Consider the following 20,568-nt stretch of genomic DNA (forward strand, 5'->3'; position numbering starts at 1 on the left):
CGTTGCGATGGCGTTTCGGCTGACCAAGAATGAATATGACAGCAACGCTGACAGGGCAGTCATCGAGTGCACCTGGATCGGCTGATCGTCGCAAGGAGGCCGAATCTGCGTTGGCTCGTGCGAAGAATGCTGTGGGTCGGCGAGAGAGTGAACAGGCCGATCTCTTAAACTTCGAAGGAGCACTCTCATGAAACTTTATCAATCGGTTACCGTCTGTCTTGTCGTGGTGGCTGGAGTGACAGCAGATGGATGCTTCGCCCAATCAGCGACCAATCAGCAGGAGTCCGTATCGGCTGGCAGCACCCAGCAGGCTCCGGCGGTCGGGGTTCCGGCTGCCACATCGGCAGATCCTGTTTTCCCCGGCAAAACACGCGAGCAGGTGATGCGCGAGCTGGAGGATTTCCAGAAAAATGGCGAAGCAGCGAAGATGGTCGAGCTTTACCGAGGCAGCTAGGTGAGGGGCGCGGGCCAGAAGGATGTTTCGACTATCGAACCGTCACCTTCACCGTCGTCGGCGTGTATAGATCCCTCAGTTCTGGATCTCAACGATGCTATTTCGTCGAGCGGAGGGCCGTCGAGCTGCTCAGTGTCTGGACGATCAGTTGCTGGTGCGCGGTCCTGAGAATGGTGCAGATCTATCCGGGCGACCTGGCTTGGCGGCAAGCGTATCCGATCCTGACGTTTTCCCTTTTCATGATATTCATGGCATTCCGGCTCCGAGGGATCACGGCGGCGTGGCTGATCGGGCTATGCGTTGTCAGTTACCTGGTCATGCTCTATTTCAAGCCCAGCGGCCAGAGCGTCGACGCGCGCGTGGAGTCGGTGATTGCGCACGCCACGATGGTGCCGATGATGTATGTCGTCGGTTTGCTCGTCACCATTCCACTGAAACGTGCCGCGAGCGCGGGCGCGTTCGTGCACGCCGCAGAATCGATGGATGGATTTGACGTCATCCTCGCCGATGACAGCCGCATTCCCGATCTCATCGTCACCGTTATCCGGCTGCGCGACGGAGCCACTGGCAAGGAGGTTGCTGATAGCATTAGGCGTCATTTCGCGGGGGCAGGCGTTATTCCCGTCGCATTTCTCACCGGCGAGCTGCTGTCCGATCGCGTCCTTCGACTTCCCCGAAGCGTGGTGATCTGGGCGCTGTTCTTCATCAAACCACGATAGCGGGTCTTCACGTAACCGCAATGACGGGCGTTGCCGCAAGCGCTTCATCCAGCGCATCTCCAAACCGGATGCCTCCGGCGTCGCGCGATTCGCGGTAGCCGTGAGCAACGCGGGATCGACGAACGCACTCGAGCCCCCGCGCCGGGCGCAAAACGACTGCCTTCCTCGTTCGTCCACGCGACGACCTCGACAGGATGCCGTGTCGCGATGCCCGCTCGATCCAGCGCGCGAAGCACTTCGAGCCCTGCCAGCCCGCCGTAAGCGCCGTCCAGGCGTCCGCCTGCGTATGTATCGATTGCCGGTCAGGTCCGGTGGCAGATCCTCGAGTCCGTTGCGACGAAAGAACAGGTTCGCGCAATCGTCGACGTAAGTCTCCCAGCCGCGATCTCGCGCCTCGTCGAGCAGCGCGCGCCGCGCTTCGCCATCGATCGGTGTCAGCGCTTCTCGAGACACGCGCCATCGGTGCGGCGTCCGAACGCGGCCAGTCGCGATAGACAGCATCAAGGCTGTCGCCGTCGAGCAAGCTGACGATTCGGGCGGCTATCAGCTGATCGCTCGTGCACGGATCGAACACTTCCTGTCTTTGCAATCGTCTCTTTGCAGTGGCTTTCCAACGGAATGAACGTCGTTCCAGAGACTTGCACGAAGCGATTAATGTGCCATTGAATTCACGCCTCGCCCCGCACAGTTTCATCGCAACATGCACCGATTCGCACAGCGACGCGCACTGCAGAGGCGCAGCGGCACCAAGCTTGCGCACCGACGCATCCCATGCGAGTCCACCGAGAAAAAACTTTTTTGACGAGGACAGCTTCCGATTTTTGATTGTGCATTATGCATTGCAGCAACTACTTCATCAGTACGAGACCTTGCGAGGAACGACATGAAGGGATCGAACGCAACAGTCAACACGTTCGCGGAACCGCTGCGCGTGCGGCAGCTCAGTCACGGATTTCAATCGCCCGATCGCTCGACCGTGACCATCTTCGACCGGCTCGACTTCTCCGTGGGACATGGCGAGATCGTGTCCATCGTCGGACGAAGCGGCGCGGGCAAGAGCACCCTCTTCAATCTCATTTCAGGCCTGCTCACGCCGCAGTCAGGCGAGATATCGGTCGGCAGACGCGCAGATGGGGAAGCGGGCCGCATCGCTTATATGTTGCAGAAGGACCTGATGATGCCGTGGCGCACGGTGCTGCAAAACGCGCTGCTCGGCATTGAGTTGTATCGCAAGGTCCGGCCCGATGATGTCGCCCGTGCGCGGCAGATGCTCGCGCGCTACGGGCTCGGCGCCGTCGCCGATGCCTATCCGCATTCGCTCTCAGGCGGCATGAGACAGCGCGTTGCGCTCACGCGCACACTGCTCGTCGATCCGACGCTCGTGCTGCTCGACGAACCCTTCTCCGCGCTCGACTACGAAACGCGTCTCGCACTCGAGGACGACATCATCGCGCTGCGTGCGCAAAGCGGCACGAGTGTCGTGCTCGTCACGCACGACATCGAAGAAGCCATCGCGATGAGCGATCGGGTGATCCTGCTTGGCGGGCGGCCCGCACGCATCGAAGACCAGATCGACATCGAACTGACGACGCACGGACCGCGCAATGCCGTCTCCGCGCGCGAGGCGCCCGAGTTCCGCGGCTATCACGCGCGTGTCTGGAACGGTTTGCGCGGACACGTCACCTCGCGCGACGCAGATGAAGTCGCTCCATCGAGCATCCTTGCAGGAGCCGTCCATGACTGAAGCCGTTCTGTCCACCAACGTCACGCCAAGGAAAGCCGTACGCCGTACGCGCCGCAAGTTCGGCACGACGGGCGCCGTCTTCGGTATCGTCGTTGCGCTGGTCGTTGCCTGGCAACTTGCCGTTAGCGCGGGCTGGATCAACGGCAAGCTGCTCGGCTCGCCGTCCGGCATCTATGAGGCCGCCGTCATCGGGCTGACGCAGGGCACGCTCGTGTCCGACACCTGGGTCACGCTCTATGAAACGCTGGCGGGTCTCGCCATCGGCAGCGGCCTCGGGATCGGTCTCGGCCTGCTGCTGTGGTTCCTGCCGACAGTCTCGGGTGTCGCCGAAGGATTGTCCGTCATCCTCAACAGTATTCCGAAGATTGCGCTCGGACCGCTCATCGTGATCTGGTTCGGTTCCGACGCCTCGTCGAAGATATGGCTCGCCGGCATCTCCACATTCGCCGTCGCGATGATCTCGTCCTGCGCCGCCGCGCGTGAAGTCGACAAGGACCTGCTCAATCTCTTCCATTCGTTCAAGGCGAAGCCGTCGATGATCTTCACCAAGCTCATCGTTCCGAGCGCGCTGCCGTGGATCTTCTCGACGCTGCGCGTGAACATCGGCTTCGCGTTGATCGGCGCGGTCGTCGGCGAATACATTGCATCGCAGTCGGGGCTCGGTCACGCGGTGTTCGTCGCGGGCTCGCTCTTCGATCTCAATACCGTCTGGCTCGGCATCATCGTGCTGACCTTGATGGCCTCGGTTCTCAGCTGGATCGTTCAACTCGCGGAAGCGAAGATCATTTCCTGGAAGAAAAAATGAAGAAGACACATGCTCTGCTCAATAGTATCGCGGCCGCATGTCTGGTCGCATCCGGAATCGGCGCGACGAGCGCTCAGGCCGCCGAGCCGGTGGTCATCTATCAGGCATTTCAGTCGATCCAGTACCTGCCGCTCTATGTGGCTATCGACAAAGGCATCTTCGAGAAGAACGGCCTTGCCGTGCAGAAGGTCACTGCGGGCAGCGGCGCGGCGGGCGTTGCAGCGGTGATCGGCGGTCATGCGGACTTCTCGCTGCAAGACCCGATGACCGCCATGCTCGCCAACCTCAAGGGCGCATCGCTCGTGAACGTGGCCAACGTGGTCGCCGGCGTGCCGGTGTGGGTGATCGCGCCGAAGGATTCGACGGTCAAGGGCGTCGGCGATCTCGCAGGCAAAAGCGTCTCGACCGCACTGCCGCCGTCGACGAGCACGTATCTGCTGCAACGGCTCATCAGCGAACAGAAGCTCGCGGACGTGAAGATGAACACCGTGCAGATCGGCACCGAACTCGCGCCGGTGATGGCGGGGCGCTCGGAAGCCGCCGCGCTCTATATGCCGCAAGCGGAAACGGGGCTCGCGCAGGGTTATCGCATCGTGTATGCGTTCCCGAAGGCGTATCCGGGCGGCTATGCGTTCTCGACCATCGACACGCTCTCTCTCACCGTCAAGAGCAAGCCGAAGATGGTAGCCGCGTTCGTGAAGTCGATCGGTGAAGCCGAAGCTCTGATTCAGCAATCGCACGACACGGCGAAGAGCGTCGCGCGCACCGAATTCCCATCGCTCGATCCGAAGATCGTCGATTCGGCGGTGCAGCGTCTCATCGATCAGAAGATCTATGCGGCCACGCCCGATATTTCCGAGCAGGCCTTCCGCAATGCGCTCGATCTGCAGGAGTCGATCGGCAACATCAAACCCGGCGCAATCACTTACGCCAATGGCGTCGACAACACGTTCGCCGCAGCCGCGAGCAAGTAGCGATGAATCGATCAGATCAATCATTGCTCACGACACTGCTCGCTAATCGTCACGACGAAGCCGCCGCGCGCGCGACGCTGCTGGACGCGCAGGCCCGCGCCGATGCGCTGGAGCCGTGGCTTCGGGCCTTCGTGCATCGGCCGGATACGTACGCCGTGCGCGGCACCGTGGCGCGTGCGCTCGTGGGCGTGCCCATCGGAGTCAAGGATCTCGCCGATACCGCCGACATGCCCACGGGCTACGGCTCGCCGGCTTACGACGGGCATCGGCCCGAGCGCGACGCGCGCATCGTGTCGATGATCCGCGCGCTCGGCGGGACGGTCTTCGGCAAGACCGCGACGACCGAATTCGCCTGGCGCGGACCGGCTGCGACCGTCAACCCGTGGAACCGTGCGCACACGCCGGGCGGCTCGTCGAGCGGATCGGCGGCGGCCGTCGCAGCGGGCATCGTGCCGCTCGCCATCGGCACGCAGACGGTCGGATCGATCATTCGCCCGGCCGCGTATTGCGGCATCGTCGGCTACAAGCCGTCGTATCGCGCGGTGCCGGGCGAAGGCGTGCATCCGCTGGCTGCGTCGCTCGATCACGTCGGATTCTTCGGGCGATCCGTCGACGATGTCGCCGTCGCGCATGCATTGTTCGTCGAAGGCGCTCTTCAGGCAGTCGAAAGCGAAGCGGCGTGGCGCGATCACTTTCCGCGCGACACTTCCGCGCTCACGCTCGGCGTCGTTCGCACGCCGTTCTGGGACGAACTCATCGCGCCGCATCAACACGCCAACTTCGATGCATCGCTGCGGACGCTGAGCGAAGGCGGCGCGCGCATCGTCGAGTTGGACTACGGCGCGGACCTGCCACAAATGCGCGAAGCGACACTGACGATTCTCGCGGTCGAGGCGTATCGCGCCGTCGGCGATGTAGCCGCACGCGCGCCCGCGCTGATGAGCGAACACATGCGCGTGCTGTTGTCCGAAGGCCAGGCGATGCCGCTCGAGCGCTATCAGCAAGCCTTGCTGTTGCAGGCGCAGGTGCGCTCGCAGTCTGCCGCGCTGCTGCAAGGCTGCGACGCGCTCGTGACCTTGCCCGCCAGCGGTGAAGCGCCCCACGGACACGCCGATACGGGCGACGCCCGTTTCTGCGCACCTTGGAGCCTGATGGGGGCGCCCGCCGTCAATGTGCCTTCCGGCTGGAGCGATGCAAATCTGCCGCTCGGCTTCCAGATCGTCGGCGCTTTCGGCGATGATGCGAAGCTGCTGCGCGTTGCCGCGCGCATCGAAAGCATGCTGAAGTTCGAAAGACGCGCCGTCACCATTTGATCGACGAAATGCGCAACATACGATAACGACCGCTCACGGAGACGAACATGAGCCAGCCCTTTCGTACGATTCAGCAATACGTGCTCGGCACGTTGCGCGCCGAGATTCTAAGCGGCGTGTATCCACCGAACTCGCGGCTGCGGCAGGAAGAGATCGCCAAACGCCTCAGCGTCAGTACGACGCCGGTGCGCGAAGCGTTCCGCGACCTGCGCGCGGAAGGGCTGGTCTCGATCGACCCCAACAAGGGCGTCGTCACGCGCGCGCTCACGGCCGCGGACGTCAGCGAAATCTACGAACTGCGCATGGTGCTCGAGCCGATGCTGTCCCAACGCGCCTGCAGGCATGCCACCGATGGCGACCTCGCCGCCGCCGAAAAGGTGCATGATGAAATGTGCGCGACATTGTCGTCCGAGAGATGGGCAATCCTCAATGAGGAGTTCCACAAGCATCTGATGGCGAGCGCCGCCGGCACGCGTCTCTCTGAACTGGTCGAAGGGCTGTCGCTGGTCGCGCGGCCTTACGTGTCCCTCTCGATGCACGTCAAAAGCGATATCCTCGACAGCAACAACCGCGAGCATGCCGATCTCCTCGACGCCTACCGCGCCCGCGATATGCGCGCCGTGCATGAGCAGACGTACGCGCATCTCGAGAACACGCGCGATGCGATCATCGCCTGTGTCGAGCAGGCCTTGCCTTCGCCAGCGGCGGCTTGAGCTCTTATCCGATTCCTCCTTGATGCCCATGACGCACGACTCTCTCGTCTCTCTCTCCGCCGTCGATGCGCGCCGACTGATCGGCGATCGCAGTATCTCGCCAGTCGAACTGCTTGACGCGTGCATCGCGCGCATCGAAGCGATTAACCCTGCCGTCAACGCGATGGCGGCGACGTGTTTCGAACGTGCGCGCGACGAAGCGCGTCGCGCGGAAGCGGCGGTGATGCGTGGCGAGCCGCTCGGCTCGCTGCATGGCGTGCCCATCGGCGTGAAAGATCTGGAAGAGACCGCCGGCGTACTCACGACGTATGGCTCGAAGCTCTTCCGCGCAAACGTTCCGGACGAGGACAACGGGATGGTCGCACGCATTCGGGCGGCGGGCGCCATCGTGACAACCAAGACCAACACGCCCGAAATGGGCGCGGGTGCGAACACCCGCAACGACGTCTGGGGCGCGACGGGCAACCCCTTTGCGCCGCTGCTGAACGCGGGGGGGTCGTCGGGCGGATCGGCCGCAGCGCTCGCAACCGGCATGCTCCCGCTCTGCACCGGCTCGGACACGGGCGGATCGCTGCGCATTCCAGCCGCGGTCTGCGGGATTGTGGGACTGCGGCCATCGCCGGGACTCGTGCCGGGCGACCGGCGCGAACTCGGGTGGGCACCGATTACCGTGAGCGGCCCGATGGCACGTACCGTCGGCGATGTGCGGTTGCTGCTTGCCGCGCAGGCTGGCTTCGACGCGCGCGATCCGCTATCTTACGACGTCGATTCGGCCGCGCTTGCGCAGCGCCGTCCGATCGATGCGTCGGGGCTGCGCATCGGCTTTACCGATGACTTCGGGGTATGCGCGCTCGACGGCGCATCCCGCGCGACGTTCCGCGCGAAGGTCGACAAGATCGCACGGCACGTGGCGGTGTGCGAACCGGTATGCATCGACATGAGCGGCATCGACCGATGCTTCGACGTAGTGCGCGCGCAGAACTTCGTTGCGCAGTTCGCGGAAATCTATGAGCGCGATCCGTCGCAGCTTGGACCCAATACGCGCGCGAACTTCGAGCTGGGCGCATCGATGACGCTCGGCGACGCCGTTTGGGCGCACAAGATGCAAACGACGCTGTATCGACGCTTCCAGTCGCTCGTGCAGCACTATGACGTGATCGTTTCGCCGACGGTGTCCGTCACGCCATTTCCGTGGTCCCAATGGCATCTCGAAGCGATCAATGGCAAGCCGCTCGATACGTACTATCGCTGGCTGGGACTGACTTACCTCGTTTCGCTGATGACCAATCCGGCGTTGTCGCTGCCGTGCGGGGTCGATCATGCCGGCATGCCGTTTGGTGTGCAGTTGGTCGGCCCAGCGCGTGGAGATGGGCGGTTGCTGGACATTTCGGAGGCGCTCGAAGCGGCATTTGCTACGGACGACGCGCTGCGGCGACCTGCGCCGGATCTTAAAGCACTGTCCGAGCCGGTCCCTGAGCTGCGGTCTATCGTGTCGTCCCCGCCGATCTTATCGAATCGTTCGAGGATGGCCTAGTGACGGCTTGACGACAAACTCAGGCTGTCATTCGTGATGCGAGCCCAAGAGGGATCTTGCCAGGGATGCTTCAAGGGGCATACAAGATACACGAGCGCCTACCGTAAGGAGATCAGCCTTTAGTGCCCGATGAAAGGCTTGGGCCCATTCGTTCCTAATGGTCGGATGGCGTCGGCTGTTGTCGACTGAGATGGAATGGACGCCCGCCTCCCTTCGGGGAAACGGGCACGATTGAGGGCCCCCGGGACCGAACGGCATCAATGTGCCAAATCTATGGTCCACCCCGTTTTTGCAACCCTGATTTTCGATGGCGAGTTTGGCTTGCCTAAAGCTATTCGGCGTCGTTGTGGGGATTGCTCCCCGCGCCACGATGAGATTCGCGCCTGATGATCCTTAACAGTGGATCGGCTTCGAAAAGCCTCTTTGGCACTCAGGTTCTTCGTCAGGCCGGTGTGCCGTTCACGTCATCAATTTTCAGTCGTCGCAAATCGCATGTAGGCTCGGGCGCACAGGACGAGCAGGCGCCTGACATTTTTGTCGCCACGTCGGCTGATCCCGAGAAGATTGGTCTTGCCGCCCGTGGTGTATTGCCGGGGGACGAGCCCAACCGATGCCGCAAAATCGCGACTGCGTCCGTACTGCTTTGCGTCGCCCATTTTTGCGGCCAAGGCGCTTGCGGTGACTGGGCCGACTCCCGGGATGCTCATCAGGCGCTGTCCAACTTCGTCCTCAGCGAGCTGACGTGCGAGCTCCTGGTCAATCTCACCGATCTGTTCCTCTAGGTACTTGAAGTGTTGATGGAGGCGTTCGAGAATCGCAACAAGCCGGGGCGGCGACGAAGTCCGCAACCTCGTGGATCAAACCGTCGCCCGCTACGGCCGGCTGGACGTGGCCGTCAACAACGCCGGCACCGAAGGTCGGCCTGGGCCCGTCGTCGAGCAGACCGCCGACAGTTATGCCGACACGTTCGACACCAACGTCCTCGGAACGCTGCTGAGTCTCAAGCATGAACTGCGCGTGATGACCGCGCAAAAGGCCGGCAGCATCGTCAACATTTCGTCGACTTACGGTCACGAAGGCGCTGCGTTTGCATCGGTCTATGCAGGCAGCAAGCACGCCGTCGAAGGCATCACGAAATCGGCCGCGCTTGAAGTTGCATCGACGGGTGTTCGCGTCAACGCAGTCGCGCCGGGGCCGACCGACACGGGAATGCTGGACCGCTTCACCAGCACCGCCGAAAACAAGGCAGCGCTCGCCGCCACGGTGCCGCTCGCGCGCATCGGCAAGCCCGACGACATCGCCACAGCGGTGCTCTATCTCGCTGCCGACGGCGCCGCGTTCGTCACCGGTCAGATCCTGACGGTCGACGGCGGCAAGACGGCAGGCTAATGCGACCTGACATGCTCGCCTGCGTAGCGACTGCTTTGCGGGCGAGTCAGCTCTTCTCATCGAACTGGACCAGTACATGAATACCGATCTCATGCTTTACGAATCCAAGGCTTCTCCCAACGCTCGTCGAGTCCGCATTTTTCTTGCCGAAAAAGGCATTGAGATTCCGACGAAAGCGGTGGACTTTGGGGCGAAAGAGTATTTCTCCGATGCGTACGTCGCGATCAATCCTCGCCGACAGGTTCCGACGCTTGTACTCCAAGACGGCACGGCGATCGGCGAAGTCCCTGCAATCTGGCGCTACATCGAGGACGCGTATCCCGCGAAGGCCGCATTGCTAGGCACGACGCCGCAAGAGAAGGCGCTGATCGCGATGTGGGAACGGCGCGCCGAACTCGACGGATTTGCGGCCGTGATGGAAGGCGTGCGAAACGCGGTCGCCGGATTGAAGGGGCGTGCATTGTCGGGCCCGCATGCTTATGAACAGATTCCTGAGATCGCGCGTCGAAGTCAGCCGACGGCCAGAGCGCCGCGTCCCGGCGCCACCGTCGGCGCGCGACGTGCCGACCCGAACCAGCCTCCATTGCGCGAGACCAGCGCAGAGCGATAGATGCGGTCCACGGATTTCGGGTCTCCAGACCGATAGATCGCCGCCAGTGTCGCAGCTATGTCGGCATTGAAGTCAGTAACGGTCTGATCGAAATGCGTCAGATAGAAGCGGTAGTAGTCCCATTGCCCGTCCGGATACTGGTCGGCGGGATAGAGCGTGCGATCGACCAGGGGCAGCAGACTGCGCAACCCGAAGCTCTCGGGCATATACGGAACGGAGACGAACACAACCGCACGGCTGCGCTTCGCGTGATGCGCAGCGAGCGCCCCGGCCACCGGGCTTCCGAGGTCGTGGCCGACCCATATTGCCGGACTTGCGCCCAGATGGTCATGAAGCTCGACCATATCGTCAACGATCTCTTTGACTGCATAGGCATCGGGCGCGCCTGGTGTCGATGAGCCGCCGTATCCGCGCATGTCCGGTGCAATGCAGCGCCAGCCCTCCGACGCGAAAGCCTCGATCTGCGCGCGCCACATCAGACCGAGCCCGGGCCAGCCGTGAAGGAAGATCATCAGTGGCCCCTCGGCGGGCCCGGCCTCCCAATAGCGCGTGGAATGGCGGGGTGAGGCGAACGTGTGGGCGATCATGGCAGGAGCATTCTCCGGTGGTCGGTCGTCCAGAAAGGACGCGGTTTTCGATTCCATTTGCAGCGTGAGTTCGCAAGCGCAGCGTGACCCACTTGCCGCCCGCCTCGAGAACGGCATTCCGCAAAAGACTAGTACGGAATTCTGATCTATCGTCGTTCAGGATTATGACTATACTCCAGCTCAGATCCGGTGACTGAAACGTTCATCACCCTCCCAATTAACGAATCGAGCGGAGCTTTCAAATGGCTTTTCGTAAATTTTTTATCGCAGGCGCGACTGGTGACACGGGCGGAGCAGCGACAACGGCCCTTTTAGCTGCAGGCGAACAGGTACGAACCCTGGTGCGACGCGAGGACGCTCGCTCAGAGCGGCTGCGCGCACAGGGCGTCGAGGTGCTGGTTGGCGATCTCTCGGACATCGACGACGTCGCACGCGCTCTTCAAGGCATCTCATCGGCCTATTTCGTTTATCCGATCGAAGCTGGTGGGATAGCGGCCAGCGCTTCGTTTGCACAGGCCGCCCGTGAGACCGGAATCGAATCGATTGTGAACATGTCGCAGATTTCGGCTCGCCGTGAAGCGAAAAGCCATGCCGCGCGAGACCATTGGATCTCGGAACAGGTGTTCGACTGGGCCGGCACGCCGGTCACGCATCTGCGCCCCACGTTCTTCGCTCAATGGTTGACCTACCCGGGTCAAGTCGCGTCCGTCAAAAAAGACGGGATGCTGCGTCTGCCTTTTGGCGAAGGGCGCCATGCGCCGATTGCAGCCGAGGATCAGGGTCGGGTGATTGCCGCGATCCTTCGCGATCCGGCGTCGCACGCGGGCAAGGTCTATCCGCTCTACGGGCCGGTCGAGATGAATCACCATGAGATTGCGGCGGAGATGAGCAAGGCGTTGGGTAGGACGGTCTCGTACCAACCAGTCGATCTCGATCTGTTCAAAAAGCGCCTGAATACGGATGCAAAATTCAGCGACACTTTCACGCAGCATCTCCTGTCGGTTGCCGTCGATTACCAGGAAGGCGTTTTCGCCGGCACCAATTCCTTCATTGAGGATTTGACCGGTACTCCGCCGATGACGGTCCAGGCTTTTATCAGGAAGCACGCGGCACGGTTCGCCTGACCGCGATTCCACAGCAGAGAAGACGAACAAAACAGGAGCTTGTCATGCAGTCCTCCCACATTGATGCAGCCAGTGAGATCGGGACCGAGGAATACCTCGCCAATCCCGTATGGATCGCTCTGAGCGAAGCGCCTCCGGCCTTCATCGAGCGCTGCGAAGGCGGAGCCCGGTATCGCCCGGAATTTGCGCCGTTCGGGGCCGCGCAAAATTACACCGCGCAAAGCGTCTCTCAAGTTGCAGCAATGCTCCAGCCGGGACAGCGCCTTTCATTCTTCACGGCGGCCAAACCGGACTTGCCGCCCGGCTTCGACGTGGTGCGCGAGGCTGTTGCAAATCAGATGGTTGCCGCCAACAGGTTCACCGTATCGTCCGATGAGCGGATCGTGCGACTCGGTGTCGACGACACACCTGATATGCTCCGACTCGCCGAAATGACGGAGCCTGGACCATTCAACGCCCGGACCAACGAATTGGGTCACTTCTTTGGCGTCAGGGAGAGCGGCCGGCTGGTGGCGATGGCGGGCGAACGAATGACTGCCGGCAAGTACGTCGAAATCAGCGCCGTGTGCACGCACCCCGAGTGGCGCGGCCGAGGGTTGGGTCGACTGTTGATGGAGCACCTGGCGGCAACCATCCAGGAACGCGACAGAATACCGTTCCTTCATGTGTTCACGAATAATGTTTCCGCCGTTCGTCTGTATCGGGAGCTCGGTTTTCGCATTGCCAGGACTTTGCAACTGACGGCAATTGTGAGGTCGTCGGGCGAGACCTAACCGCTGCTGCGGGAGCGCCGGGCGAACGGCATTGCCTCAGGTTGACTCGTAGCACAATGCATCTTTGAGACTGGAAAATGGGGCACTCACAAGGTAACAAACTGGCCACGCATCAGCGGATTGTGCAGGTCGCCGCACGGCGTTTGCGCGAGCGCGGCATTGAGGGAATCAGTGTCGGCGACATCATGAAAGAAGCCGGCTTAACCGTCGGCGGCTTCTACAAGCATTTCGAGTCACGCGATGCGCTCGTGACGGAGGCTTTCATCATGGCATTGCAGGACATCGAGCATATTCAGGACGGGCTCAAGACGGCGCCTGAGCGCGCGATAGGCACATATGTGTCGGAAAGCCATCGGAACAACCTCGGCAGAGGTTGCCCAATTTCAGCGCTAGTCAACGACGTACCGCGCGCGCCCGAAGCAACCCGCGAGGCATTCACCGAACGTGTCAGTGAGATCATCGCTTTGCTCGCACAGTCTTTGCCGGATACAGAAGACGCCCATGCTAAAGCGGTGATGATCTTCAGCACCTGCGTTGGTTCAATAGCGCTCGCTCGCGCCGTGAATGACCCGAGTCTGTCGAACAGGATAATCGAAGGAGCGCTGGCGGAGATGCTCAAGATGTACGAATGATATCGATCAGCGGAAAAGGATAATTCGCTGGCTTCGATCATAAGCCGGTTGATGGAGCAGAGCGGACGCTCGAATGGCTGCGCGGATCAGCGGCCAAAGGGCCGCACTTGGCCGACTGCTGACTCATAATCCTGCGTGTCGTCCAGTTGAAGCGTACTTCAGCCGGACGTCAGAGCCCGGCGGGGAACGCGTCAGATTAAGGGTATTTCCAACGTAAATTGACACCCTCGCTGCAAAGTCTCAGGACCAAATCTGACAGTTTCGCCGTTGGCGTACGTAAACGTCCGAATCTTGACGGTACCCCGATTACGAAACGGCCGCCTTTGCCGATCGGCGCGGCTATGACGGCATCGGGCTATGACGGCATCGCCGTGGTGCGGGGGATGGTGGAGCGCGGCCGGCAGATCCTCGGCCAGCTCGAGAAGCGCCTAGAACGCGCCAAGGAGGCCGTGCGCGAGCGGTTCGGCACTGCCGACAACCGCTCGCGCTGCGTCTTCGCCATGAACCTCAACTACGGCCCCGACGTCGTGCCCGAGATCGTCGAGGCCGACGCGATCTTGCGCGGCGACCATCAGAAGCTGGCTCCGTTCCGGTGCTATGCCCGCTTATGGCTCGAGCGCGACTACGACGCGGCGGCCGGCAAGGGCGAGGTCATCGTCCAGGGGGACTCAGCCGTAGCGGCGGATCGTTTCCTGCACGCCCGCCAGACCTTTGCGCAGGTCATCGGCATTCATGACCGGCACGAGTTCGATCTTGGCGTTCAAACCAAAGAAGAGCCGCTCGGCGGTATCGGCAATCTGCGATGATTCCGCCATGTTCACGATGAAGAAGCCGCCCCGGTCGCCATTCTCGGCGTGGAAATAAGCGGCTTCGGGCTTCAGATCCTCTGTTAGCTGTTGGAAGACTTTTTCTAATTTGCCGGCGCGGATGGCGGAGTTGCCGGCATCAGCAGAAAACGAGAACTTCACCATAATACGCATGACTTACCTCCCTGACGGTTGCCGGGTCGCCCGGCGACGGGCACCCTCGGTGGATCATTCTGAGCCTAAGCTCACCCGCCCGCAACCTGGATCGGCGGCAACCCCAGGCGGGGGATTTCGATCGCGGGGCAGCGGTTCATCACCAAAACGGACTTTTCGTACGCTAAGCGCGCTACGCTGGGCATCTCGAACGTCTCTGCGCCACCCCAAGCGGACCGCCGCGCGCCGAAACGTCAACGGCTCGTTGCAAAAGTGCAGCGGACGTTCGCCGGGCGAAGTTCACAGACGGTTATTCGGTGGCACATGGGGCAGGTGAAGTAGAGACCGTCATCGTCCATCAACAGCTCAGCGACATCGAGCGTGACCAGCATTTTGCAGCCGTTGTAGATCCACATCGCAATCGAAAACAATAGCCTGGTAACGCATAGTAAGCTCGATAAAGAACAGATAGGGGATGCAGAGCAATGGCGATTGATTTCGCTCAGTGCTTCGGCGGGCCGGTCGAATTCGAAGAGAGCTGGGACGGCTATGAGTCGAGTGAACGCATTGTCTTTTCGGATCGCGACACCGAAGAGCAAACTGAGAAAACCCTGGAGAGACGCATCGCGGCGATTTTCAGCCCGATAGAGATAGCCGACCAGTGGACGAAGCCGGAAGGCCACGTGCCAGAGGGCGACCGCCAAAGGCGTTTGGATGACCGTTACCCGCAACCGAAGCCATTCAGGCTCAACAATGAGCAGTTCCTGAAACGCGCATGCGCCAGTCGCCCGGTCGAACCGGAGGGACGGTATCCGCGCCAGTGCGGCAGGTTCTGCCGGCGCCGCAGCGTTGGGCGGCGCGGATCGACGAGCTGCTTCGCGATCGCAAGCGGCGCGCCGGGCGTGTCGCTTGCCCTGGCCGGATGACGCTATCAGTACGACTTGTAGGGCAGGAATTTGCCGCTGAGCACCACCTGGACCCGATCGCCATTCGCATTCGGCTCGCGCTGGATATCCATCGAAAAGTCGATCGCGCTCATGATGCCGTCGCCGAACTCCTCGTGGATCAACTCCTTGATCGCGGTGCCGTACACATTGACGATCTCGTACCAGCGATAGATCATCGGGTCGGTCGGCACCGCGGTCGGCAGCGAACCTTTGTACGGGACGATTTGCAGCCACGCGGTTTCTTCGTCGGTCAGATCGAACAACTCGCGGGCGACGCCGGCCTGTTTCGCATCGAGCGTCATCTGACCGAGCAGCGCGGCGGTCGTCCACTCCTTGCTCTTGCCGATCTTCGCGGCGATCTCGGCCCACGTCAGCTTGCCGGCAACTTTCGCGGCGACGATTTTCTTCGTGACTTCATTTCGATCCATGATTGAGTTCCTTTTGAAGAGCCCGGCAATACCGGTTGAGAGAGGTGCAGTGATAGTAATAGTAATCTTGGTTGAGATAACAGGAGTGGCCGTCCGGCGTCGCGCTCACTAGATTCGCTGAATTACGCCGAGTTGCACGCCCACGACTGGCGCACCGGGATAAACACCGGAGTCCATACGCGGTATCCACCCGGAGCCGGGATCGCTTTCTTCGACGCTGGTGTCCAGCACGCCATTCAGCAACGCCAAGCCGGCGCTCGCATCCGATTCCGCAACGGCAGATAGAGCTCGGCGGTTCTCGGCTCATATCATTTCGTCCAGAACCGGTTTGCGCCATTCAATGACCCGGATGTCCCGGCGACAATTCCTGAAGGTCCCCGCCACTACGCTCGCCGGATCGAGTCGTCGCCTGGAGCGGACGTTCGGCGCCGTACCTGCGCGAGCAGCGGCAACGCCTATACTAAAGTCTTGCCACCCTTCGACCGGCTCCGGAGCACCGCCGCTGCACGAGGCCGGCTGGCTCAACCAAACGGGGGCGGCAAGATGGGCGCCAACGCAGTACACCGCAATCGCGCCAGGCTCGTTTTAGAGTGTCGGACACGCTTTCACCAAGGAGTGTCACCATGATGCAAGCCAGCGAAATCCAGAAACGTTTCACGCACCTGCAGCAATCCATCGAGCAGGCTTCGCAAACCTGTCATGCCGACGCCACCCTCCCCAAGGACCTCGTCGAGTGCGTTGATGAGCTAGATCAACAATCCTCGTCGGCAAAGAAAGTGATGGCTTCGAACGATCAGGATCGCATGCGCCAATGGGTGGACGATCTTGAGCGGATCGGCGACAGCGCGGAAAAAGCGTGCGAACGCGCTGCGAATGTCAATGCCAACATCAAGAAAGCAGTCAGTTCGGTTCACGCCGAACTGAGCGATCTAAAGAAGCGGTTACATTAATCTCATTCACGTCATGTGAGCGGTCGCCGCGTGCGTGAGCGATCTGCGGCGGGGACATTCGCGCTGATCCGCCCCGCCGCCCTCGATCGATATGACAAGCAGTTCTTCCCCGCTTCGAACACGGTGTCGGTCGCGACGTTCGGCTGGTGCGAGCAGGAATGCTTCACTTGCGTATAGGACTTCAACGCCTGATGCCCTCCAGTGGCGCCACCCAGACTGAGCGTTCGGTGCTGCAATGGCCGTTGCCAAGCCGGATCTTGAGGCGGGTGCCGCGCCTCACAGCGATCTAGCGCTTCTGTCTGAGCGAGTCAAATTGGCGCTGTTGTCTCAGCGAATTCAGTTCGCGCTGCTGCCTCAGCAAATCCAGGTCGCGCTGCTGTTTCAGTAATTGGAGTTGTTCGTTCTGGAGTTCGATCTGTTGCTTCTGCGCTTCCAATTGCGCTCTATAGGCCCCCATGCTTTGGTCAGCCAGCGCTCCCTGCGGGTAAGTCTGCGCGTAGGCGAGGGAACAGCCAGCCGCCAATGTCGCAGCAACGATAAGTGCTTTCATGATGCCCCTCGCACGGATGCTCCTTTGAAATATCTTAGGCCAGAAAGGCCGGGCATCGGCGGGACCGACGTGGCTATCGGCGTCGTGCCAGGATCGGTGATTGCGTATGTTGAGCGAGCGGCGTGCGTGGCAACGCAATGGCCTACGCTCTGGCGCCGTCTCTCAGCATCTCAGGTCAGCTTATTGCGAGAAAACGGTTTATTGCGCGACTGGCGACACTTCGAACACGCAGTGGTCGTGGCCTTCCGCTGCGCATTGCACTTCCTTCGACTGCGAGCGCGGAGCGCCCTCGCCGGCTTCAGTAGTGTCGTTCACCCAGTCCATAGCGCCGGCGAACCAGCCCGCGAACATGTAGCAAAGCTTGCCGTGCTTGCCCGGTTGCGCCAGCACGAAGGATGAGTGACGGAGTTCGACGCGCGCACGCGCGCTCACCGGATCGACTTCGACGATCGTGAAAATGCCCCATCCTCGTTGCGAAAGACGCTTCACGTAATGCTCGAATACGGCTATGCCACTGATGCCGTGCTGCTTTGCTTCCTTGTCGCACCAGTGATAGGCCGACTTGTAACCCGCCTTGTAGAGGATCTCCGCGTAGGCATCACGCCCGAGCGCCTCTTCGACAGCCTTGTGATTGTTCGTGAAGAAATGGCGCGGGACGTACAGCATCGGCAGTGCGTCAGAGGTCCAGACGCCAGTGTTCGGATCGACGTCGATCGGCAGTTGCGGTTGCATCGCGAGGGTGCTCCGAGGGGTGAGTTTCGGTTCGCGCGGGCGCTCGTCACGGCGCCCGTCGCGTTTCGAAGAATGAGGATCGGGCTTCGGTGCTTATGCGCCCCAGACATCGCGGAACACGCGCACCCAGTTTTCGCCCATGATCTTGCGGATGCGCGTCTCGCTCCAGCCTGCGCGCTGCATGGCCGCGGTGAGGTTCGGGAACTCGCCGATCGTGCGGATGCCTTCCGGGTTCACGACCTTGCCGAAGTTCGTCAGACGGCGATAGCGGCCCTTGTCGTGCGTGAGCCAGTCGAAGAAGTCGACGCTGTAGCCCTGCGTGAAATCGGTGCCGATGCCCACCGTATCTTCGCCGGCCAGGTTGACGACATAGTCGATGGCTTCGATGTAGTCCTCGACCGTCGCATCGATTCCGCGCTTGAGGAACGGCGCGAACATCGTCACGCCGATGAAGCCGCCGGCCTCGGCGATTTCCTTCAGCTGTTCATCGGACTTGTTGCGCGGGTGCTCCTTGAGACCCGACGGCAGGCAATGCGAATAGCAGACCGGCTTCTTCGAGAACGCAATGGCCTCCGACGACGTATTGCCACCAACGTGCGACAGATCCACCATGATCCCGACGCGGTTCATTTCGGTAATCACTTCGCGGCCGAAATCCGACAGCCCACCGTCGCGCTCATAGCAACCGGTGCCGACCAGGTTCTGCGTGTTGTAGCAAAGCTGCACGACGCGCACGCCCATGTCGGCGAAGGCTTCGATATAGCCGAGGTTGTCCTCGAACGCATGCGCGTTCTGGAAGCCCAGGATCACCCCAGTGCGGTTTTCCTTCTTCGCACGCGCGATGTCTTCGGTGGTGCGCACGAGCGTCAGCAACTCACTGTTTGCGCGGATCTGCTGCTTCATCAACGAGATGTTGTCGACGGTCTTCGTAAAGCCCTCCCACACCGACACCGTACAGTTGGCCGCGGTGATGCCGCCCTTCCTCATGTCCTCGAACACCGAGCGGTCGAATTTCGAAATGTTCAGGCCGTCGATGATGATGCTGTTCTCATGCAGATTGCTCATTCGATGCTCCGTATAGGCTTCTGGCGTGTGGGGTCGCTATGGCTGTGCGCAGCGCATCGAACACTTCGAGGATCAGGCGGCCAACCTCGCGGAATTCGCCGACGCCAAAGCCGCGCGTCGTGCCGGCCGGCAGTCTCGGGAAAGCTTCGAACGATCCGGGCTACCTGAGCGGTCGCTGCGCTCCGAGCATCTCGCCGATAGCTGGGTCGTTGTCAGTGCCCACATCTTGCAAGGACATTCGTGAAGTTTCTGGAAGCATCATCCCGCCGATCAGGCCCATGAAAGATACGGCGATCAGATACAAAGCGGGCGACAGATTGTTTCCGGTCGTGCCGATCAACCAGGTAGCGACCAACGGCGCGGTGCCCCCGAAGATCGTGTAGGCGAGGTTATAGGTAATGGCCGACCCGGTATAGCGCATCCTGGTTGGGAACACTTCCGACAACAACGCAGCCGTCACCACGCCCGACAACACCGCGCCTGTCGCGAGCATTGCCACGCCGATCAGTGCTGACAGAAATTGTCCCGAGCCCGCGAGCGAGAACGAGGGATAGACGATTACAATCAACAGCGCGCAGGTGGTGAATAATGTCATGCGGCGCCCGGCGAAATCAGAATACAGGCCGGCAAGCGGACAAATGGCCGCAGCAAACAAAAGTGCCACAACGGTGATCAGCAGCGAAGTTGCGCGACTCATGTGTCCTACGACCTGCAGATATGTCGCGAAATAGGTAGTAAAGGTATAGAAGGACAATGCTGTCACTGAAATAAATGCACCGAGCTTCAGAATGCCGCCCGCCTGCGTACGGAACGTTTCGCGCAACGGCGCATGCGCCACCTGGTGCTCGCCTTCAAGAGCGCGGAAGGCGGGTGTTTCATTGAGACTGATGCGCAGGTACAGCCCGATGAGCCCAATGGGTGCGGAGGCGAGGAACGGCACGCGCCATCCCCACGCGCTCATTGCATCGGCTGAAAGCGTTGCATCAAGCGCATAAGCGACGACGGCCGCGATCGCAAATGAAGAAAAAGTCGACACGGGAACAAAGCTGCCGTACCAGCCGCGTTTGTTTTGCGGGGCGTGCTCCATTACGTAGGCACAGGCGCCAGCATACTCACCACCGGCCGAAAAGCCCTGCACGCAGCGAATCACGGTTAGCAACAACGGCGCGAGAGCACCGATGGCGGCGTAGGTCGGCAGCAAGCCGATCAGTGTGGTCGCCCCGGCCATCATCAAGATGGTCAGCGCCAGCGTGCGTTTGCGCCCAATCCTATCTCCAATTACGCCAAACACTATGCCACCGACCGGACGAAATGCGAAAGCCACTGCAAACACCGCGAAAGTCTTCAGGAGGCCCCGCGGATGGATCGCTGTTCGGAAAAAACTCGCTAGTGAGGATAGTTGCGAGGAAACCATACGCTGCGAAATCGAACCATTCAACAAAGTTACCAATCGAGGCAGCCATGATGACTTTGCGCAGTGTTCTAATATCGACTTCAGGGGACGGTGCCTTAGACATTCGATACTCCCGTAGTTGCTGTGAGCGTGCCGTGAAAGCATCACCCACA

At 61.1% G+C, this 20,568-nt stretch carries 22 protein-coding genes and 2 pseudogenes; 16 read left to right on the forward strand and 8 right to left on the reverse strand.

The window, feature by feature from the left end:
- Nucleotides 1-187: 187 nt before the first annotated feature.
- A complete protein-coding gene (locus OKW38_RS29005) occupies nucleotides 188-454 on the forward strand; it encodes a hypothetical protein (RefSeq protein WP_429364326.1) in 267 nt (88 codons plus the stop codon).
- 170 nt (nucleotides 455-624) lie between these two features.
- Nucleotides 625-1,173 (forward strand): hypothetical protein, encoded by a 549-nt coding sequence (locus OKW38_RS29010; RefSeq protein ID WP_429364328.1) that lies wholly within the window; start codon nucleotides 625-627, stop codon nucleotides 1,171-1,173.
- 44 nt (nucleotides 1,174-1,217) lie between these two features.
- On the opposite strand, the gene OKW38_RS29015 is transcribed toward OKW38_RS29010, so the two are convergent.
- The gene (locus OKW38_RS29015; RefSeq protein WP_409259560.1) at nucleotides 1,218-1,409 is read right to left on the reverse strand and encodes a hypothetical protein; all 192 of its coding nucleotides are present in this window, start codon (nucleotides 1,407-1,409) and stop codon (nucleotides 1,218-1,220) included.
- A 647-nt stretch (nucleotides 1,410-2,056) separates the two neighbouring features.
- Between OKW38_RS29015 and OKW38_RS29020 the strand changes: the two genes are divergently transcribed.
- The 6 genes from OKW38_RS29020 to OKW38_RS29045 are packed head-to-tail and all read left to right on the forward strand — an operon-like array spanning nucleotide 2,057 to nucleotide 8,256.
- Nucleotides 2,057-2,917 carry an ABC transporter ATP-binding protein gene (locus OKW38_RS29020; protein ID WP_090807368.1) on the forward strand — a complete coding sequence of 287 codons (861 nt, stop codon included), beginning with the start codon at nucleotides 2,057-2,059 and terminating at the stop codon, nucleotides 2,915-2,917.
- Nucleotides 2,910-3,722, forward strand: a complete 813-nt coding sequence (locus OKW38_RS29025) for an ABC transporter permease (RefSeq protein WP_090807370.1) — start codon at nucleotides 2,910-2,912, stop codon at nucleotides 3,720-3,722. The genes OKW38_RS29020 and OKW38_RS29025 overlap by 8 nt, the downstream gene beginning before the upstream one ends.
- Complete coding sequence (locus tag OKW38_RS29030; RefSeq protein WP_429364330.1) at nucleotides 3,719-4,696, forward strand: ABC transporter substrate-binding protein; 978 nt, start codon at nucleotides 3,719-3,721, stop codon at nucleotides 4,694-4,696. Before OKW38_RS29025 ends, OKW38_RS29030 begins: the two co-directional genes overlap by 4 nt.
- A gap of 2 nt (nucleotides 4,697-4,698) precedes the next feature.
- Nucleotides 4,699-6,009: an amidase gene (locus OKW38_RS29035; protein WP_429364332.1), complete on the forward strand. Its 1,311-nt coding sequence runs from the start codon at nucleotides 4,699-4,701 to the stop codon at nucleotides 6,007-6,009.
- Nucleotides 6,010-6,056: 47 nt separating this feature from the next.
- Nucleotides 6,057-6,722 carry a GntR family transcriptional regulator gene (locus OKW38_RS29040; RefSeq protein ID WP_429364334.1) on the forward strand — a complete coding sequence of 222 codons (666 nt, stop codon included), beginning with the start codon at nucleotides 6,057-6,059 and terminating at the stop codon, nucleotides 6,720-6,722.
- Nucleotides 6,723-6,750: 28 nt separating this feature from the next.
- A complete protein-coding gene (locus tag OKW38_RS29045) occupies nucleotides 6,751-8,256 on the forward strand; it encodes an amidase (RefSeq protein ID WP_429364336.1) in 1,506 nt (501 codons plus the stop codon).
- Between the two features lie 488 nt (nucleotides 8,257-8,744).
- Here the strand turns inward: OKW38_RS29045 and OKW38_RS29050 are convergent.
- Nucleotides 8,745-9,089, reverse strand: a pseudogene (locus OKW38_RS29050) (transposase); the annotation flags it as partial.
- Between OKW38_RS29050 and OKW38_RS29055 the strand changes: the two are divergent.
- A pseudogene (locus OKW38_RS29055) lies at nucleotides 9,088-9,645 on the forward strand (SDR family NAD(P)-dependent oxidoreductase); the annotation flags it as partial. The pseudogenes OKW38_RS29050 and OKW38_RS29055 sit on opposite strands and share 2 nt — an antisense overlap.
- 76 nt (nucleotides 9,646-9,721) lie before the next feature.
- The gene (locus OKW38_RS29060) at nucleotides 9,722-10,255 is read left to right on the forward strand and encodes a glutathione S-transferase (RefSeq protein ID WP_429364338.1); all 534 of its coding nucleotides are present in this window, start codon (nucleotides 9,722-9,724) and stop codon (nucleotides 10,253-10,255) included.
- Here the strand turns inward: OKW38_RS29060 and OKW38_RS29065 are convergent.
- Entirely contained in the window at nucleotides 10,156-10,842 is a 687-nt protein-coding gene (locus OKW38_RS29065; RefSeq protein WP_429333433.1) for an alpha/beta fold hydrolase, read from the reverse strand. The two genes, OKW38_RS29060 and OKW38_RS29065, sit on opposite strands and share 100 nt — an antisense overlap.
- Before the next feature lie 242 nt (nucleotides 10,843-11,084).
- On the opposite strand from OKW38_RS29065, the gene OKW38_RS29070 reads away from it, so the two are divergent.
- The 5 genes from OKW38_RS29070 to OKW38_RS29090 all read left to right on the forward strand — a co-directional run bounded on the left by OKW38_RS29070 (nucleotide 11,085) and on the right by OKW38_RS29090 (nucleotide 15,256).
- Nucleotides 11,085-11,966 carry an NmrA family NAD(P)-binding protein gene (locus OKW38_RS29070; protein WP_429364340.1) on the forward strand — a complete coding sequence of 294 codons (882 nt, stop codon included), beginning with the start codon at nucleotides 11,085-11,087 and terminating at the stop codon, nucleotides 11,964-11,966.
- Nucleotides 11,967-12,010: 44 nt separating this feature from the next.
- Entirely contained in the window at nucleotides 12,011-12,739 is a 729-nt protein-coding gene (locus OKW38_RS29075) for a GNAT family N-acetyltransferase (protein WP_429333431.1), read from the forward strand.
- A 77-nt stretch (nucleotides 12,740-12,816) separates the two neighbouring features.
- Nucleotides 12,817-13,371, forward strand: a complete 555-nt coding sequence (locus OKW38_RS29080; protein ID WP_429364342.1) for a TetR/AcrR family transcriptional regulator — start codon at nucleotides 12,817-12,819, stop codon at nucleotides 13,369-13,371.
- A gap of 341 nt (nucleotides 13,372-13,712) precedes the next feature.
- Complete coding sequence (locus OKW38_RS29085; protein WP_429364344.1) at nucleotides 13,713-14,177, forward strand: hypothetical protein; 465 nt, start codon at nucleotides 13,713-13,715, stop codon at nucleotides 14,175-14,177.
- A gap of 638 nt (nucleotides 14,178-14,815) precedes the next feature.
- Nucleotides 14,816-15,256, forward strand: coding sequence for a hypothetical protein (locus OKW38_RS29090; RefSeq protein WP_429364346.1), 441 nt, complete (start codon nucleotides 14,816-14,818; stop codon nucleotides 15,254-15,256).
- 5 nt (nucleotides 15,257-15,261) lie between these two features.
- Here OKW38_RS29090 and cynS read toward each other — a convergent pair whose 3' ends face one another.
- The gene (gene cynS, locus OKW38_RS29095) at nucleotides 15,262-15,705 is read right to left on the reverse strand and encodes a cyanase (RefSeq protein WP_429364348.1); all 444 of its coding nucleotides are present in this window, start codon (nucleotides 15,703-15,705) and stop codon (nucleotides 15,262-15,264) included.
- A gap of 623 nt (nucleotides 15,706-16,328) precedes the next feature.
- Between cynS and OKW38_RS29100 the strand changes: the two genes are divergently transcribed.
- A complete protein-coding gene (locus tag OKW38_RS29100) occupies nucleotides 16,329-16,655 on the forward strand; it encodes a hypothetical protein (RefSeq protein WP_429364350.1) in 327 nt (108 codons plus the stop codon).
- Between the two features lie 286 nt (nucleotides 16,656-16,941).
- Here the strand turns inward: OKW38_RS29100 and OKW38_RS29105 are convergent, their stop codons facing one another.
- The 4 genes from OKW38_RS29105 to OKW38_RS29120 all read right to left on the reverse strand — a co-directional run bounded on the left by OKW38_RS29105 (nucleotide 16,942) and on the right by OKW38_RS29120 (nucleotide 20,440).
- Nucleotides 16,942-17,205, reverse strand: a complete 264-nt coding sequence (locus OKW38_RS29105) for a hypothetical protein (protein ID WP_429364352.1) — start codon at nucleotides 17,203-17,205, stop codon at nucleotides 16,942-16,944.
- A 198-nt stretch (nucleotides 17,206-17,403) separates the two neighbouring features.
- Nucleotides 17,404-17,937: a DUF5943 domain-containing protein gene (locus OKW38_RS29110; RefSeq protein WP_429364354.1), complete on the reverse strand. Its 534-nt coding sequence runs from the start codon at nucleotides 17,935-17,937 to the stop codon at nucleotides 17,404-17,406.
- A gap of 93 nt (nucleotides 17,938-18,030) precedes the next feature.
- Entirely contained in the window at nucleotides 18,031-19,002 is a 972-nt protein-coding gene (locus tag OKW38_RS29115; RefSeq protein WP_429364356.1) for a dipeptidase, read from the reverse strand.
- A gap of 160 nt (nucleotides 19,003-19,162) precedes the next feature.
- On the reverse strand, nucleotides 19,163-20,440 hold the full coding sequence (locus OKW38_RS29120; RefSeq protein ID WP_429364358.1) for an MFS transporter: 1,278 nt from the start codon (nucleotides 20,438-20,440) through the stop codon (nucleotides 19,163-19,165).
- Between the last annotated feature and the right edge of the window lie 128 nt (nucleotides 20,441-20,568).

It is taken from the genome of Paraburkholderia sp. MM5496-R1 (genome assembly GCF_050436205.1).
GTDB classification, from domain to species: Bacteria; Pseudomonadota; Gammaproteobacteria; order Burkholderiales; family Burkholderiaceae; genus Paraburkholderia; species Paraburkholderia tuberum.

Bases quoted from the DNA above. Each gene is read 5' to 3' on its own strand.
- OKW38_RS29005 (WP_429364326.1), top strand. From the start codon at position 188: ATGAAACTTTATCAATCGGTTACCGTCTGTCTTGTCGTGGTGGCTGGA.
- OKW38_RS29010 (WP_429364328.1), top strand. From the start codon at position 625: ATGGTGCAGATCTATCCGGGCGACCTGGCTTGGCGGCAAGCGTATCCG.
- OKW38_RS29020 (WP_090807368.1), top strand. From the start codon at position 2,057: ATGAAGGGATCGAACGCAACAGTCAACACGTTCGCGGAACCGCTGCGC.
- OKW38_RS29025 (WP_090807370.1), top strand. From the start codon at position 2,910: ATGACTGAAGCCGTTCTGTCCACCAACGTCACGCCAAGGAAAGCCGTA.
- OKW38_RS29030 (WP_429364330.1), top strand. From the start codon at position 3,719: ATGAAGAAGACACATGCTCTGCTCAATAGTATCGCGGCCGCATGTCTG.
- OKW38_RS29035 (WP_429364332.1), top strand. From the start codon at position 4,699: ATGAATCGATCAGATCAATCATTGCTCACGACACTGCTCGCTAATCGT.
- OKW38_RS29040 (WP_429364334.1), top strand. From the start codon at position 6,057: ATGAGCCAGCCCTTTCGTACGATTCAGCAATACGTGCTCGGCACGTTG.
- OKW38_RS29045 (WP_429364336.1), top strand. From the start codon at position 6,751: ATGACGCACGACTCTCTCGTCTCTCTCTCCGCCGTCGATGCGCGCCGA.
- OKW38_RS29060 (WP_429364338.1), top strand. From the start codon at position 9,722: ATGAATACCGATCTCATGCTTTACGAATCCAAGGCTTCTCCCAACGCT.
- OKW38_RS29065 (WP_429333433.1), bottom strand. From the start codon at position 10,842: ATGATCGCCCACACGTTCGCCTCACCCCGCCATTCCACGCGCTATTGG.
- OKW38_RS29070 (WP_429364340.1), top strand. From the start codon at position 11,085: ATGGCTTTTCGTAAATTTTTTATCGCAGGCGCGACTGGTGACACGGGC.
- OKW38_RS29075 (WP_429333431.1), top strand. From the start codon at position 12,011: ATGCAGTCCTCCCACATTGATGCAGCCAGTGAGATCGGGACCGAGGAA.
- OKW38_RS29080 (WP_429364342.1), top strand. From the start codon at position 12,817: ATGGGGCACTCACAAGGTAACAAACTGGCCACGCATCAGCGGATTGTG.
- OKW38_RS29085 (WP_429364344.1), top strand. From the start codon at position 13,713: ATGACGGCATCGGGCTATGACGGCATCGCCGTGGTGCGGGGGATGGTG.
- OKW38_RS29090 (WP_429364346.1), top strand. From the start codon at position 14,816: ATGGCGATTGATTTCGCTCAGTGCTTCGGCGGGCCGGTCGAATTCGAA.
- cynS (WP_429364348.1), bottom strand. From the start codon at position 15,705: ATGGATCGAAATGAAGTCACGAAGAAAATCGTCGCCGCGAAAGTTGCC.
- OKW38_RS29100 (WP_429364350.1), top strand. From the start codon at position 16,329: ATGATGCAAGCCAGCGAAATCCAGAAACGTTTCACGCACCTGCAGCAA.
- OKW38_RS29105 (WP_429364352.1), bottom strand. From the start codon at position 17,205: ATGAAAGCACTTATCGTTGCTGCGACATTGGCGGCTGGCTGTTCCCTC.
- OKW38_RS29110 (WP_429364354.1), bottom strand. From the start codon at position 17,937: ATGCAACCGCAACTGCCGATCGACGTCGATCCGAACACTGGCGTCTGG.
- OKW38_RS29115 (WP_429364356.1), bottom strand. From the start codon at position 19,002: ATGAGCAATCTGCATGAGAACAGCATCATCATCGACGGCCTGAACATT.